The organism is Streptomyces sp. HUAS ZL42, from assembly GCF_040782645.1.
Classification (GTDB): domain Bacteria; phylum Actinomycetota; class Actinomycetes; order Streptomycetales; family Streptomycetaceae; genus Streptomyces.
This window is the reverse complement of the sequence record NZ_CP160403.1, coordinates 4,120,626-4,133,044: the sequence shown is the minus strand read 5'-3', so window position 1 is coordinate 4,133,044 and position 12,419 is coordinate 4,120,626. Positions and strand designations below refer to the sequence as shown.

General features: G+C 67.5%; 18 protein-coding genes. 17 read left to right on the top strand and 1 reads right to left on the bottom strand.

Going from position 1 to position 12,419, the window contains the following annotated elements; genetic code table 11:
• Window positions 1-397 precede the first annotated feature (397 nt).
• From ABZO29_RS18775 to ABZO29_RS18755, 5 genes are all read left to right on the top strand, one after another.
• Entirely contained in the window at window positions 398-748 is a 351-nt protein-coding gene (locus tag ABZO29_RS18775; RefSeq protein ID WP_367321345.1) for a DUF4333 domain-containing protein, read from the top strand.
• A gap of 139 nt (window positions 749-887) precedes the next feature.
• A complete protein-coding gene (locus tag ABZO29_RS18770; RefSeq protein WP_367321344.1) occupies window positions 888-1,331 on the top strand; it encodes a hypothetical protein in 444 nt (147 codons plus the stop codon).
• 53 nt (window positions 1,332-1,384) lie between these two features.
• On the top strand, window positions 1,385-2,677 hold the full coding sequence (locus ABZO29_RS18765) for a hypothetical protein (RefSeq protein ID WP_367321343.1): 1,293 nt from the start codon (window positions 1,385-1,387) through the stop codon (window positions 2,675-2,677).
• 60 nt (window positions 2,678-2,737) lie between these two features.
• Window positions 2,738-3,235 carry a hypothetical protein gene (locus tag ABZO29_RS18760; protein ID WP_367321342.1) on the top strand — a complete coding sequence of 166 codons (498 nt, stop codon included), beginning with the start codon at window positions 2,738-2,740 and terminating at the stop codon, window positions 3,233-3,235.
• A gap of 69 nt (window positions 3,236-3,304) precedes the next feature.
• Window positions 3,305-3,817, top strand: coding sequence for a hypothetical protein (locus ABZO29_RS18755; RefSeq protein WP_367321341.1), 513 nt, complete (start codon window positions 3,305-3,307; stop codon window positions 3,815-3,817).
• A gap of 103 nt (window positions 3,818-3,920) precedes the next feature.
• On the opposite strand, the gene ABZO29_RS18750 is transcribed toward ABZO29_RS18755, so the two are convergent.
• A complete protein-coding gene (locus ABZO29_RS18750; protein ID WP_367321340.1) occupies window positions 3,921-5,939 on the bottom strand; it encodes an Ig-like domain-containing protein in 2,019 nt (672 codons plus the stop codon).
• A 540-nt stretch (window positions 5,940-6,479) separates the two neighbouring features.
• On the opposite strand from ABZO29_RS18750, the gene rpsJ reads away from it, so the two are divergent.
• The 12 genes from rpsJ (at window position 6,480) to rplN (ending at window position 12,419) form a co-directional block, all read left to right on the top strand.
• A complete protein-coding gene (gene rpsJ / locus ABZO29_RS18745) occupies window positions 6,480-6,788 on the top strand; it encodes a 30S ribosomal protein S10 (RefSeq protein ID WP_003948644.1) in 309 nt (102 codons plus the stop codon).
• 16 nt (window positions 6,789-6,804) lie between these two features.
• Window positions 6,805-7,449 (top strand): 50S ribosomal protein L3, encoded by a 645-nt coding sequence (gene rplC / locus ABZO29_RS18740; protein ID WP_007384065.1) that lies wholly within the window; start codon window positions 6,805-6,807, stop codon window positions 7,447-7,449.
• A gap of 8 nt (window positions 7,450-7,457) precedes the next feature.
• The gene (gene rplD, locus ABZO29_RS18735; RefSeq protein WP_367321339.1) at window positions 7,458-8,114 is read left to right on the top strand and encodes a 50S ribosomal protein L4; all 657 of its coding nucleotides are present in this window, start codon (window positions 7,458-7,460) and stop codon (window positions 8,112-8,114) included.
• Window positions 8,114-8,533, top strand: a complete 420-nt coding sequence (gene rplW / locus ABZO29_RS18730; RefSeq protein ID WP_367321338.1) for a 50S ribosomal protein L23 — start codon at window positions 8,114-8,116, stop codon at window positions 8,531-8,533. Before rplD ends, rplW begins: the two co-directional genes overlap by 1 nt.
• Window positions 8,534-8,573: 40 nt before the next feature.
• Entirely contained in the window at window positions 8,574-9,410 is an 837-nt protein-coding gene (gene rplB, locus ABZO29_RS18725; protein ID WP_367321337.1) for a 50S ribosomal protein L2, read from the top strand.
• 12 nt (window positions 9,411-9,422) lie between these two features.
• Window positions 9,423-9,704 (top strand): 30S ribosomal protein S19, encoded by a 282-nt coding sequence (gene rpsS, locus ABZO29_RS18720; RefSeq protein WP_003992359.1) that lies wholly within the window; start codon window positions 9,423-9,425, stop codon window positions 9,702-9,704.
• Between the two features lie 43 nt (window positions 9,705-9,747).
• Window positions 9,748-10,095: a 50S ribosomal protein L22 gene (rplV, locus tag ABZO29_RS18715; protein ID WP_019329637.1), complete on the top strand. Its 348-nt coding sequence runs from the start codon at window positions 9,748-9,750 to the stop codon at window positions 10,093-10,095.
• Window positions 10,095-10,916 (top strand): 30S ribosomal protein S3, encoded by an 822-nt coding sequence (gene rpsC, locus ABZO29_RS18710; protein WP_014674374.1) that lies wholly within the window; start codon window positions 10,095-10,097, stop codon window positions 10,914-10,916. The genes rplV and rpsC overlap by 1 nt, the downstream gene beginning before the upstream one ends.
• 5 nt (window positions 10,917-10,921) lie before the next feature.
• Window positions 10,922-11,341, top strand: a complete 420-nt coding sequence (gene rplP, locus ABZO29_RS18705; RefSeq protein WP_007494765.1) for a 50S ribosomal protein L16 — start codon at window positions 10,922-10,924, stop codon at window positions 11,339-11,341.
• Window positions 11,341-11,565, top strand: a complete 225-nt coding sequence (gene rpmC / locus ABZO29_RS18700; RefSeq protein WP_018564811.1) for a 50S ribosomal protein L29 — start codon at window positions 11,341-11,343, stop codon at window positions 11,563-11,565. The genes rplP and rpmC overlap by 1 nt, the downstream gene beginning before the upstream one ends.
• A complete protein-coding gene (gene rpsQ / locus ABZO29_RS18695) occupies window positions 11,565-11,873 on the top strand; it encodes a 30S ribosomal protein S17 (protein ID WP_367321336.1) in 309 nt (102 codons plus the stop codon). Before rpmC ends, rpsQ begins: the two co-directional genes overlap by 1 nt.
• Before the next feature lie 177 nt (window positions 11,874-12,050).
• Window positions 12,051-12,419, top strand: coding sequence for a 50S ribosomal protein L14 (rplN, locus tag ABZO29_RS18690; RefSeq protein ID WP_003998823.1), 369 nt, complete (start codon window positions 12,051-12,053; stop codon window positions 12,417-12,419).

Sequence of the window (12,419 nt, the reverse complement as noted above, 5' to 3'; positions counted from 1 at the left end):
GTTTCTCGGACATAGAGGTGGCATCACCCGCAGCGCGAGAAGTCGGATTCCGGTGGCGTGAGGCGCAGTGTGAGGCGGTGCTGTCCTGGGCGGGGCAACAAGGCACCCGGCAATGCAACCAAGGCCTGGAAGCTGGCTCGTATACGCCCGAGAGGGAGAGGCCGCCGACTCCTGCCGCTCAGCGCCGGCCTCAGTGTGGGGCGGCCGGCGACCCTGTCGGATTCCGTGAAGACGCCTCACGCTCCGCGTGAGTATTTTGGCCAACTCCCATGAAAGTGAAGGGTTGTTGCGGGACAGACGCGGATCCCATGATGCCCTGTCAACAACATCCCAGGAGCGGCCCTGCCAGTATGCTTCCGGCGTCCCCTTGTCCTGATCAGCCGAAACGGAGCTCACCATGACCACAGCCCGCTGGTCCGTAGCAGCTTGGAGCCTCTCGGCCGTGGCCGCTGGCGCGCTGCTCGGCGGCTGCTCGGCTTCGGTCAACGTCGAGAAGGACACGCCGAAATTGTCTGCGGACAAGCTGGCCACCACGGTCTCCGAAAAGCTCGCCGAGCAGACGGGACAGCCCAAACCGAAGATCACCTGCCCCGAGGACCTTGTCGGGAAGGTCGGCACCACGACCCGCTGCAAGCTCACAGCTGACGACGGCAGCACTTTGGGCGTGACGGTCACCGTTTCCTCCGTCAAGGGGGGACAGATCAACTTCGACTTCAAGGCGGACGACAAGGCGTCCCCTGCGAGCTGACCATCGCCGAAAGACTTCGCCGGAACCAACGCGTCTGCCGAGGCAGTTACTCGCGGGGCACACGGGACTCGGCGCTACCGTACGACTGGATCCTGCGAACGCTTGCGCCATACGGCGGCACACGGGGAGAGGCGGAATCATGGCAGCACCGGATCTAGGGCAGGCGGGAACTGACGTAGCGGCGCAGCCCGTTGCGATGCGGCTGAACCAGTTGCCTGCCGATGTCGGAGGGTCGTCCGGTACCACGGGATTGACCGGAGGACAGAAAGATCTCGCCTCCTCCCCGGCCGAGAAGAAGGCTGCGGCAAGGGCCATCGAGGATCACATCGAGCCCGACACCCGCAAGGCCGGCGACTGGGCCGACACCGAGACCAATGCGGCCGTCAAAGAGCTCCGTGACGGATGGCACACGTCCGGGGCATTGAAGAAGGCCCATGAGACGTGGGGTGAGCAGGTGCAGAACCTCATGAACCGTCTCGCGTCGGAAAAGGCGGCGCTGCGGGGCGCCAACACCGTGCTGCAGAACTCGGACATCCAGACCGGCCAGAGCGCGAACTCGGTGTCGGTGATCGACGGTTACTGACCGAGCAGCCACGGCCAGGACGATGTGTCACGGCCAAGACAACGGGGGAGTGCATGCCGACGTATCACGAGATCATCACTACCGACCTGTCCACGCTCACCACCACCGCGGACCGCTGGGACGGGATGGCGAAGGAGATCCACAAACAGGAGACCGCCTACAAGCGGGATGTGCACGGCATCTCCATGGGCGATACCTGGACGGGGCTGAGCGCGGACGCCGCGAGTGGACGTTTCGACGTCACGCTCAAGGAGTTTCAGAACGCCCAGGTCGAGGCCAAGGCGGTGGCGTCGCTGCTGCGGGACGCGCACACGCAGTTCACCGATCTGCGCAAGAAGCTGGAATCGGCCCGGGCGGACGCCATCGAGGCCGGCATGGCGGTCTCGGAGGGGGGCGTGGTCTCGTACGACACCGCGAAGCTCGGCGAGGGCGAGCGCACGGCCCTGCACCATGATCCCGACTATCAGCAGTCCGTGCGTACGGCTGTCGCCTCCTGGCAGGCGCGCATCGACCAGCTCGTGAAGGACGTGGGCGACGCCGACTCCGGCGCCGAGACCGCCCTCAAGGCGGTTGTGGTCGACGGCGACATCAACGACGGCACCCTCACCGGCTTCAACGGCGAGGCGAAGGGCGACATCAAGACGTACGAGGACGCGGCGGCCAAGGAGAAGGGCGAGAAGAAGACCGACGGGTGGGTCTCCGAGGGCGAGGCCGAGGCTTCCGGGCCCGATGTCGGGGCGGAGGCGACGGGGCCCGACACCGGGGCCGGCAAGCTCGGCGAGGCGGAGGCGCATGCCGACCTCGGCCGCGCGAGCGCGGAGGGCTCGCTCACCAACGGGCCGATGAAGCTGGACGGGGAGGCCGAAGCGTATGCAGGTGTCAAGGGCTCTGCGAGCGGCGGCGTCACTCACGAGGGCATCCAGGGCGAAGCGGGCACCCTACTGGGCGGCGAGGCCTCGGCCAAGGGCCGCTACGACGTCGGCCCCGTTGGCGTCTACGGGCGGCTCGAGAGCATGGCGGGCGGCGAGGCCAGTGCCAATGCCGGGGCAGGCCTCGAGGGCGTGAATCTGGGAGCCGGAGCCTTCGCGGGCGCGAAGGGCGGCGGAACCCTGGGGGCGGACGTCGGAGGAATCGCTGCAGGTGTCACGGCCGAGGGATGGGCCGGCCCTGGTGCAGAGGCGAACCTGGACATCGGCAAGAACAACGAAGGCGCATGGGGGATCAGTGCCAAGGTGGGCGTCTCCCCCGCCCTCGGTGGCGAACTGGGCTTCGAGTTCACCGTCGACCCGGGCAAGGTCGCCGACACCGTCGGCGACATCGGCGATGCCATCACCAGCATCTTCTGATCCACACCCCCGCCCGTAGCCCACTGTCGTGGGCAACCGCCGTAGGAAGGAGGGCTCGACATGGCCACGAGCCTGCCAGTCCCGATCGAGTTCGAATTGCCGGAAGGCTGGCGCGCCGCACCACCGGACGAAGTCGGCGCACGCGACGCGGCGTTCGTCGCGGTTCGTCTGCCGTCGGATGCCGGTTTCACCGCGAACATCACAATCGACGGGGAGTACCGCCCGGACCCGGCGACTCTGCCCGAGATCGCCGACGAGTCGGTGGGGCGCCTGGGCCAGGCCGTCACGTCGGTCACGGTCACCGACCGCCGCGAGGCCGGTTCCGTGGATGCTCCGGGTCTCACGCAGAATCTGGCCTTCTCTGCCGTCGTCGGCGGGGTGAACCGTGACCTCGTCCAGTCTCAGGTGTACCTGTCCATGCTGGACGTCGCCGATGCGCGTAAGCGGGTCGTGATCCGCCTGGTCCTCACCTCCACCGCGTCCCAGCTCCCGGCCGTGCTGGACGACTTCCGGGACTTCGTCCGCTCTGTCCGCCCGGGCAGCGGTGCGACGTCGTAACCCGTCCCGAGCCGCGGATATGGGCGGCGATTCTTGTACCGACGTTTCGACGCCTCGTAGGTTTGCCTCATGGGACTCTTCGACAAACTGACCGGAACCCAGCGCCCGGCAGACGGTGTCGTGCCAGTTGCTGCCGAGGAGGTACGGACAGCCCTGCTCAGCCTCAACAGCCCCGATGTTCCGTACGTCATCCGCGGGGGCGGTGGGGATGACGCGGACCTGGTGGCGGAGTGGAGGTTGGCCGAGCCCGCCTGGCAGAACCTCTTCGTCCAGTCCCAACTGACCCGTGCTCTGCGGATCCGGATGCGACTGGTCCAGGAGTCCCACGAGGTGCGCGCCGTCGAGGAGCAGTGGGAGGTCACCCGCGTCGGAAATCCACCGAGGCTGGAGGCGTCGTCGCAGTACTCGCGCGGGCAGGACAGGACCGTCACCCGCTACTGGACGATCGAACGCGGGGACAGCGGCCGCCTCCAAGCGACGGAGACCTTCCGCTTCAACGCCGGGGACCTGCGCAACCCCCTGCGGAACGCCGTCCTCAAGTCCGGTTGGACCTGGCGCGGACTCCTCCTCGGGAAGCTGTGAGCGGAGCAGGCACGTTCAGCTTGATCAGGACGTGCCGCGCCTCCCCTCGGCAGCTTGACCATCCGCGAATCCTGCACGTCCTTCCTGTAGACGCCCGGCCTTGCTATCGGTGCTGCGTCGAGGTCAGACGGCCGGGCTCACCGGCGCCCGTCTGTTGGGCGGACAGGGGCGGCTCGGGGCTGGACGGCTGCTGCCGGTCGTGTGTCGTGATTGCCTGGCGCAGTCGGGCCAGTACCGGACCGCGCCCTGTCCCAAGTTCCGGCGCTTCGCCGGCCGGGGCCTCGGCGATGGCCAACTCGATGGCGATGCGGGTCTTCTCGGGCTCGCGCCGGTACCGGACGCCGGAAACATTGGTGCGGTTGGTCACCCGCATCCACGTGACGTCCTGGCCCGAGTGCTCGACATGGACCAGTTTCGAGAAGAGCCATTCGCGTCTCGTCCTGCCGACGAACAACACCCGCTGTCCGGTGATCACCAGCGTTCCGGAGTCCTTTACGGAGATGTCCAAGCCGTTCGTGCCGGGTTGAACCATGTCGGCGTCGGTCGCCCACCACACCGACTCGTCCCGCTTCCGCTTGCCCCAACTGGCGGACCAGTCACCGTCGGATCGTTCGTCGTCGGCCAACTCAGCTGCGAATTCGGCGAGTTCCACGAGCCGGTCGCGTTCTTCCTCCCAGCTGCGCAGCTCGCGTGCGTACCGCTCTGTCGCACGCCTTGCCCGGCGGGCCTCCCGGGCGGGCCGGGTGCGGCGGTAGACGTATCCGGCTGCCGCGATCAGCACGACCACCAGGACCATCTTCAGTAGGAGCACCAGCCACTCGCCCGCGGTCCGCTGGTCGTCCACCGCGAGGCTCAGCTGCTTGGTCGTGGTGTTGCCGTACGCATCCGTGGCGGTGACCGTGACCCGGTAGGTGCCGGGGGAGAGCGCTCTGGTCACCGTGGTCGAGTGCCCGGAGGAGGTGAAGCCGTCGTGCGCCCCCGCCCCGTACAGGACCGCGACCTTGGCGTGTGCCTCGGTCGTCACCGCCAGTGACAGATTGCCGTGGGCGGCGCGCTCGTCGTCCGACTTGACCTTCAGTGCCGGGGCGACGGTGTCGACGATCAGCTCCCGGCCGCTCGTACGGCCGCTGCGTCTGTAGGGATCGGTGACCTCGACGACCGGCGCCGGATAGCTGCCGTCCGGTAGCTGTGTGCCGACCTCGGCCCGTCCGTCCGTGTCCGTCGTGAAGGCCTGCTCGACCGCGTCGCCGACTGTGAGGGTGCCCTTGCTGCGCGGCGGTGCAGTGATGGCGAACCGCACGCGGTCGGAGCCGGGCGCACGGTGGGCGGCGACCTGCGGGGCGAGCTTGTCGAGGTCCACGCGTAGCTTCCGGTCCGCGCTGCCGACGTTGCCCGCTGCGTCCGTGACCTGTATTCGGGCGGTGTAGCTGCCGTTCGGGAGAACGAGAGGAGCGTCTGAGACCCGGCCGTCGCCGCTGACGGTGCCAGTGATTCGCTCCTTGCGGCCGGACACGGTCAGCTCGTACGCCGCTCCCGCCTCGGAATCGAACGTCACGTGTGCGGTGGCGGTCGTCGCGTCGGGGCCCGCAATGGAGAAGCCGGTGACGGCGGGCACATCGGCGTCCACGTCCAGGGTGATGTCGTCGGACACGTCGCTGGTGTTGCCGGCGTCGTCGGTGGCCGTGACGGTGTACGTGTGGGAGCCGCTGTCGGCCTTGAAGGCGATCGTCTGGCCAGCGCCGGTCGCCGTGGCCTCGGCGACGGTGCGCGCTTCCAAGCCGGACTCGTCGGTCTCCGCGACTTCGATCCGGGCCCCCTCCTCAGCCGTGACCGTCAGGCTGACCCGGCCGCCCTTGCCCGCGTGTGGCCGGACGACCTTCGGCTGCCGGGGCGCGGTGATGTCCACGGACTCGGCAGGGCTGCTGTCGCCCGTCCCGCCGCAGTACGTGAAGTAGCCGAGATCGCCACAGACGTATGAGCCAGTGTCGGAAGGACACGAATGCCAGCGGTGGCATCCGTGCTGGTGCGCCTCGGCCGTAACCGGAACAAGCCCGAGCAGCAGTACGGCAGTGCCGACGGTGACCCCGGCACGCGGCAACCAGCGGCCGGATCTTCGTAGCATCGATGGCATGTTCAACCCCCACCCCAAGCGCGTCCCCACGCGCCCCGTGCTCAACAGCTGGCACAGAGTAGAACAGGGTGGGAAGAAACGCCTCCGACGGGGCCTGACTCGTTACACGGGGGACCTGTGTTTGACCCACGTCACCCCGGGGGTATTCTCTCCGGCTCGATTGGCCAGCCCCCCGCCCCGTATGGCAGACTAGCGGGGTTGCTCGGTCGAGTGTTGATGCTGCGCGCCTCCCGCCGGGGGGACCGGAAGCGAGTCCCACAGTACTCGTCGCCCTAACTGCCACCACGGCAGCACTGGGGCGGACGTACGGGAATCTTCCGGGAAGTGTGGTGCGGCACCGGCCAGGCACCCGGTGGGCCTTCCGCCCTCGGCTTGCGGTTCCGGAAGGGCCGTGCTCCCCGCGCAGGGATGTTCGAACAAGGGACATCTGTGTCAGTGAGAGCGCGACACGCCCGACCGCGTGGGTCGGAGAGGCGGGCAGTGGAGCACCGGGTTCCAGAGCGTAAGAAGAGACAGGACTACTGAGTAGCCATGGCGGGACAGAAGATCCGCATCCGGCTCAAGGCCTACGACCACGAGGTCATCGACTCCTCGGCGAAGAAGATCGTCGAGACGGTGACCCGCACTGGTGCGTCGGTCGCGGGCCCGGTGCCGCTGCCCACTGAGAAGAACGTGTACTGCGTCATCAAGTCGCCGCACAAGTACAAGGACTCGCGCGAGCACTTCGAGATGCGCACGCACAAGCGCCTGATCGACATCCTCGACCCGACGCCCAAGACCGTTGACTCTCTGATGCGACTCGACCTTCCGGCCGGTGTCGACATCGAGATCAAGCTCTGAGGCCGGTGATCTGAGAATGGCTAAGCAGATCAAGGGCATCCTGGGCGAGAAGCTCGGCATGACGCAGGTGTGGGACGAGAACAACCGTGTTGTTCCGGTCACCGTCGTCAAGGCCGGCCCCAACGTCGTGACCCAGGTCCGTACGAACGACGCCGACGGCTACGAGTCCGTCCAGATCGCGTTCGGCGAGATCGACCCGCGCAAGGTGAACAAGCCCCTCAAGGGCCACTTCGCCAAGGCCGACGTCACTCCCCGCCGCCACCTCGTCGAGATCCGTACCGCTGACGCCAGCGAGTACACCCTCGGCCAGGAGATCACCGCCGAGGTGTTCGAGGCCGGCATCAAGGTCGACGTGACCGGCAAGAGCAAGGGCAAGGGCTTCGCCGGTGTCATGAAGCGTCACAACTTCAAGGGCCTCGGCGCCGGTCACGGCACCCAGCGCAAGCACCGCTCGCCCGGTTCCATCGGTGGCTGCGCCACCCCGGGCCGCGTGTTCAAGGGCCTCCGCATGGCGGGTCGCATGGGCAACGAGCGTGTCACCACCCAGAACCTGACCGTCCACGCCGTTGACGCGGAGAAGGGTCTGCTGCTCATCAAGGGCGCGGTTCCCGGTCCGAACGGCGGCCTCGTCCTGGTCCGCACCGCGGCCAAGGGGGCCTGAGGTAACCGATGAGCACTGTTGACATCCTTTCGCCTGCCGGCGAGAAGACCGGTAGCGTCGAACTCCCCGCGGAGATCTTCGGCGTGGAGAAGGTCAGCATTCCGCTGATCCACCAGGTCGTCGTCGCGCAGAACGCGGCTGCCCGCCAGGGCACGCACAAGACGAAGACCCGTGGCGAGGTCCGTGGTGGTGGCAAGAAGCCCTACCGCCAGAAGGGCACCGGCCGCGCCCGTCAGGGCTCGACCCGCGCGCCGCAGTTCGCCGGCGGTGGCGTCGTCCACGGCCCGCAGCCGCGTGACTACTCGCAGCGGACCCCGAAGAAGATGAAGGCTGCCGCCCTGCGTCACGCCCTCACCGACCGGGCCCGCCACAACCGCATCCACGTCGTCACCGGCGTGATCGAGGGCGAGACCCCCTCCACCAAGGCCGCTCGCACGCTGTTCGGCAAGATCTCGGAGCGCAAGAACCTGCTCCTGGTCGTCGAGCGTGCCGACGAGGCCGCGTGGCTGTCCGCCCGCAACCTGCCCCAGGTCCACATCCTGGAGCCGGGCCAGCTGAACACGTACGACGTGATCGTCTCGGACGACGTGGTCTTCACCCAGGCCGCTCTCGAGTCCTTCGTCGCCGGCCCGAAGGCCAACGACACCGAAGGGAGCGAGGCCTGATGGCTACGCGTCACCCGAGCATCGCCTCGAAGGCTGCGAAGGCCGCCAAGGCCGCGCGCGTCGCCAAGGCGCGCCGCCACGCCGCCGAGGGCAAGAACACCGTCGAGACGCCGCTGAGCAAGTCGTACACGGACCCCCGTGACGTCCTGCTGAAGCCCGTCGTCTCCGAGAAGAGCTACGCGCTTCTCGACGAGAACAAGTACACGTTCATCGTCGACCCGCGTGCCAACAAGACCCAGATCAAGGAGGCCGTGCAGGCGGTCTTCTCGGTCAAGGTCACCGGGGTCAACACGATCAACCGCCAGGGCAAGCGCAAGCGGACCCGCACGGGCTTCGGCCAGCGTGCCGCCACCAAGCGCGCGATCGTGACCCTCGCCGAGGGCGACCGTATCGACATCTTCGGCGGTCCGACCTCCTGACGGAGGTCCGGATCGTTCGATATCGGACGAGGACTGAGAAATGGGAATCCGCAAGTACAAGCCGACTACGCCGGGCCGCCGTGGCGCCAGCGTCGCCGACTTCGTCGAGGTCACGCGGTCCACGCCGGAGAAGTCGCTGGTCCGCCCCCTGCACAGCAAGGGCGGCCGTAACAATTCCGGTCGTGTGACCGTTCGCCACCAGGGTGGCGGACACAAGCGCGCCTACCGCGTGATCGACTTCCGTCGTCACGACAAGGACGGCGTGCCCGCGAAGGTCGCGCACATCGAGTACGACCCCAACCGCACCGCGCGCATCGCGCTGCTGCACTACGCCGACGGCGAGAAGCGCTACATCCTCGCCCCGCGCAACCTGCAGCAGGGTGACCGCGTGGAGAACGGTCCCGGGGCCGACATCAAGCCCGGCAACAACCTGGCGCTCCGCAACATCCCGGTCGGTACCACGATCCACGCGATCGAGATCCGTCCCGGTGGCGGTGCCAAGTTCGCCCGCTCCGCCGGTGCCTCCGTGCAGCTGCTCGCGAAGGAGGGCTCGATGGCCCACCTCCGCATGCCGTCCGGTGAGATCCGCCTGGTCGACCAGCGCTGCCGCGCCACCGTCGGTGAGGTCGGCAACGCCGAGCAGAGCAACATCAACTGGGGCAAGGCCGGCCGCAAGCGCTGGCTGGGCGTGCGCCCGACCGTTCGCGGTGTGGCGATGAACCCGGTTGACCACCCGCACGGTGGTGGTGAGGGCAAGACCTCCGGTGGTCGCCACCCGGTCTCCCCGTGGGGTCAGAAGGAGGGTCGTACTCGTTCGCCGAAGAAGGCTTCGAACAAGTACATCGTCCGCCGCCGCAAGACGAACAAGAAGCGCTAGGAGCGGGTTTAGATGCCGCGCAGTCTCAAGAAGGGGCCCTTCGTCGACGACCACCTGATCAAGAAGGTGGACGCCCAGAACGAAGCCGGCACCAAGAACGTCATCAAGACCTGGTCCCGTCGCTCCATGATCGTGCCGGCCATGCTCGGCCACACGCTCGCGGTGCACAACGGCAAGACCCACATCCCGGTGTTCGTCACCGAGTCGATGGTCGGCCACAAGCTCGGCGAGTTCTCGCCGACGCGCACCTTCCGGGGTCACGTCAAGGACGACCGGAAGTCGAAGCGCCGCTAGTAGCGGATCGCATTCAGACACGTAAGTAACTGAAGGGACAACCATGGAAGCCAGGGCCCAGGCGCGGTACATCCGCGTCACGCCCATGAAGGCCCGCCGCGTGGTGGACCTCATCCGTGGCATGGACGCCACGGAGGCCCAGGCTGTTCTGCGATTCGCTCCGCAGGCAGCCTCCGTGCCGGTCGGCAAGGTGCTCGACAGCGCCATCGCCAACGCCGCGCACAACTACGACCACACCGACGCCGACAGCCTCTACATCTCCGAGGCGTACGTCGACGAGGGCCCGACCCTGAAGCGGTTCCGGCCGCGCGCCCAGGGCCGTGCCTACCGGATCCGCAAGCGGACCAGCCACATCACCGTGGTCGTCAGCAGCAAGGAAGGAACCCGGTAATGGGCCAGAAGGTAAACCCGCATGGGTTCCGGCTCGGTGTCACGACCGACTTCAAGTCGCGTTGGTACGCCGACAAGCTGTACAAGGACTACGTCAAGGAAGACGTCGCCATCCGTCGGATGATGACGTCCGGCATGGAGCGCGCCGGCATCTCCAAGGTCGAGATCGAGCGCACCCGTGACCGCGTCCGCGTGGACATCCACACCGCGCGTCCGGGCATCGTCATCGGCCGTCGTGGCGCCGAGGCCGACCGCATCCGCGGCGACCTCGAGAAGCTCACGGGCAAGCAGGTCCAGCTGAACATCCTCGAGGTCAAGAACCCCGAGACCGACGCTCAGCTCGTGGCCCAGGCCGTTGCCGAGCAGCTCTCCTCCCGCGTCTCCTTCCGTCGGGCCATGCGTAAGAGCATGCAGTCGGCGATGAAGGCCGGCGCCAAGGGCATCAAGATCCAGTGCGGTGGCCGCCTCGGCGGCGCCGAGATGTCCCGCTCGGAGTTCTACCGCGAGGGCCGTGTGCCCCTGCACACGCTCCGCGCGAACGTGGACTACGGCTTCTTCGAGGCCAAGACGACCTTCGGCCGCATCGGTGTGAAGGTCTGGATCTACAAGGGCGACGTCAAGAACATCGCCGAGGTCCGCGCCGAGAACGCTGCGGCCCGTGCGGGTAACCGCCCGGCCCGTGGTGGTGCCGACCGCCCGGCCCGTGGTGGCCGTGGTGGCGAGCGGCGCGGTCGCAAGCCGCAGCAGGCTGCCGGCGCCGAGGCCCCCAAGGCCGAGGCTCCCGCCGCCGCTCCGGCTGAGAGCACCGGAACGGAGGCCTGACCGTCATGCTGATCCCCCGTAGGGTCAAGCACCGCAAGCAGCACCACCCGGGACGCAGCGGCGCTGCCAAGGGTGGCACCACGGTTGCGTTCGGCGAGTACGGCATCCAGGCGCTCACCCCGGCGTACGTGACGAACCGTCAGATCGAGGCCGCTCGTATCGCCATGACGCGTCACATCAAGCGTGGTGGCAAGGTCTGGATCAACATCTACCCGGACCGTCCGCTCACCAAGAAGCCCGCCGAGACCCGCATGGGTTCCGGTAAGGGTTCTCCGGAGTGGTGGATCGCCAACGTCAAGCCCGGACGCGTGATGTTCGAGCTGTCGTACCCCAACGAGAAGATCGCCCGTGAGGCGCTGACCCGTGCGGCCCACAAGCTGCCGATGAAGTGCCGGATCGTCAAGCGCGAGGCAGGTGAAGCGTGATGTCGGCCGGTACCAAGGCGTCCGAGCTGCGCGAGCTGGGCAACGAGGAGCTTCTGGGCAAGCTCCGCGAGGCCAAGGAAGAGCTGTTCAATCTCCGCTTCCAGGCGGCGACCGGTCAGCTCGAGAACCACGGCCGTCTGAAGGCGGTCCGCAAGGACATCGCGCGGATCTACACCCTGATGCGCGAGCGTGAGCTGGGCATCGAAACGGTGGAGAACGCCTGATGAGCGAGAACAACGTGACTGCAGCAGACATTAGCGGCTCCGCCGCGGGCGCAGAGGCGCGCGGCTTCCGCAAGACCCGTGAGGGTCTCGTCGTCAGCGACAAGATGGACAAGACCGTCGTCGTCGCCGTCGAGGACCGCGTCAAGCACGCGCTGTACGGCAAGGTCATCCGCCGTACGAACAAGCTCAAGGCGCACGACGAGCAGAACGCCGCGGGTGTCGGCGACCGCGTCCTCCTCATGGAGACCCGGCCGCTGTCCGCGACGAAGCGCTGGCGCGTCGTCGAGATCCTCGAGAAGGCGAAGTAATAAGCGGGGGCTCCGCCCCCGCTGACCCCCGCCGGGGGCTCTGTCCCCAGACCCCCGGCGTCGGTTTTCCGCCTGCAGAGGCGCAAGTAATTCCTGCGGGAGCTACCCGCAGGACGGTTCCGCCAGGCTCTCCGGTTCAACGCCCGGAGGGAACCGGCAGACAAACAGGAGATAGACGTGATCCAGCAGGAGTCGCGACTGCGTGTCGCCGACAACACTGGTGCGAAGGAGATCCTTTGCATCCGTGTGCTCGGTGGCTCCGGTCGCCGCTACGCGGGCATCGGTGACGTCATCGTCGCCACCGTCAAGGACGCGATCCCCGGTGGCAACGTGAAGAAGGGTGACGTCGTCAAGGCGGTCATCGTTCGCACCGTCAAGGAGCGCCGCCGTCCGGACGGCTCGTACATCCGCTTCGACGAGAACGCCGCCGTCATTCTGAAGAACGACGGCGACCCTCGCGGCACCCGCATCTTCGGCCCGGTCGGCCGTGAGCTGCGCGAGAAGAAGTTCATGAAGATCATCTCGCTCGCGCCGGAGGTGCTGTAA

What these genes read in the sequence shown, in the direction of transcription:
- rpmC (WP_018564811.1), top strand. Translation starts at nt 11,341, where the DNA reads ATGTCGGCCGGTACCAAGGCGTCCGAGCTGCGCGAGCTGGGCAACGAG.
- ABZO29_RS18760 (WP_367321342.1), top strand. Translation starts at nt 2,738, where the DNA reads ATGGCCACGAGCCTGCCAGTCCCGATCGAGTTCGAATTGCCGGAAGGC.
- rpsS (WP_003992359.1), top strand. Translation starts at nt 9,423, where the DNA reads ATGCCGCGCAGTCTCAAGAAGGGGCCCTTCGTCGACGACCACCTGATC.
- ABZO29_RS18765 (WP_367321343.1), top strand. Translation starts at nt 1,385, where the DNA reads ATGCCGACGTATCACGAGATCATCACTACCGACCTGTCCACGCTCACC.
- rplP (WP_007494765.1), top strand. Translation starts at nt 10,922, where the DNA reads ATGCTGATCCCCCGTAGGGTCAAGCACCGCAAGCAGCACCACCCGGGA.
- rpsJ (WP_003948644.1), top strand. Translation starts at nt 6,480, where the DNA reads ATGGCGGGACAGAAGATCCGCATCCGGCTCAAGGCCTACGACCACGAG.
- rplB (WP_367321337.1), top strand. Translation starts at nt 8,574, where the DNA reads ATGGGAATCCGCAAGTACAAGCCGACTACGCCGGGCCGCCGTGGCGCC.
- ABZO29_RS18775 (WP_367321345.1), top strand. Translation starts at nt 398, where the DNA reads ATGACCACAGCCCGCTGGTCCGTAGCAGCTTGGAGCCTCTCGGCCGTG.
- ABZO29_RS18750 (WP_367321340.1), bottom strand. Translation starts at nt 5,939, where the DNA reads ATGCTACGAAGATCCGGCCGCTGGTTGCCGCGTGCCGGGGTCACCGTC.
- rpsQ (WP_367321336.1), top strand. Translation starts at nt 11,565, where the DNA reads ATGAGCGAGAACAACGTGACTGCAGCAGACATTAGCGGCTCCGCCGCG.
- ABZO29_RS18770 (WP_367321344.1), top strand. Translation starts at nt 888, where the DNA reads ATGGCAGCACCGGATCTAGGGCAGGCGGGAACTGACGTAGCGGCGCAG.
- rplV (WP_019329637.1), top strand. Translation starts at nt 9,748, where the DNA reads ATGGAAGCCAGGGCCCAGGCGCGGTACATCCGCGTCACGCCCATGAAG.
- ABZO29_RS18755 (WP_367321341.1), top strand. Translation starts at nt 3,305, where the DNA reads ATGGGACTCTTCGACAAACTGACCGGAACCCAGCGCCCGGCAGACGGT.
- rplD (WP_367321339.1), top strand. Translation starts at nt 7,458, where the DNA reads ATGAGCACTGTTGACATCCTTTCGCCTGCCGGCGAGAAGACCGGTAGC.
- rplC (WP_007384065.1), top strand. Translation starts at nt 6,805, where the DNA reads ATGGCTAAGCAGATCAAGGGCATCCTGGGCGAGAAGCTCGGCATGACG.
- rplW (WP_367321338.1), top strand. Translation starts at nt 8,114, where the DNA reads ATGGCTACGCGTCACCCGAGCATCGCCTCGAAGGCTGCGAAGGCCGCC.
- rpsC (WP_014674374.1), top strand. Translation starts at nt 10,095, where the DNA reads ATGGGCCAGAAGGTAAACCCGCATGGGTTCCGGCTCGGTGTCACGACC.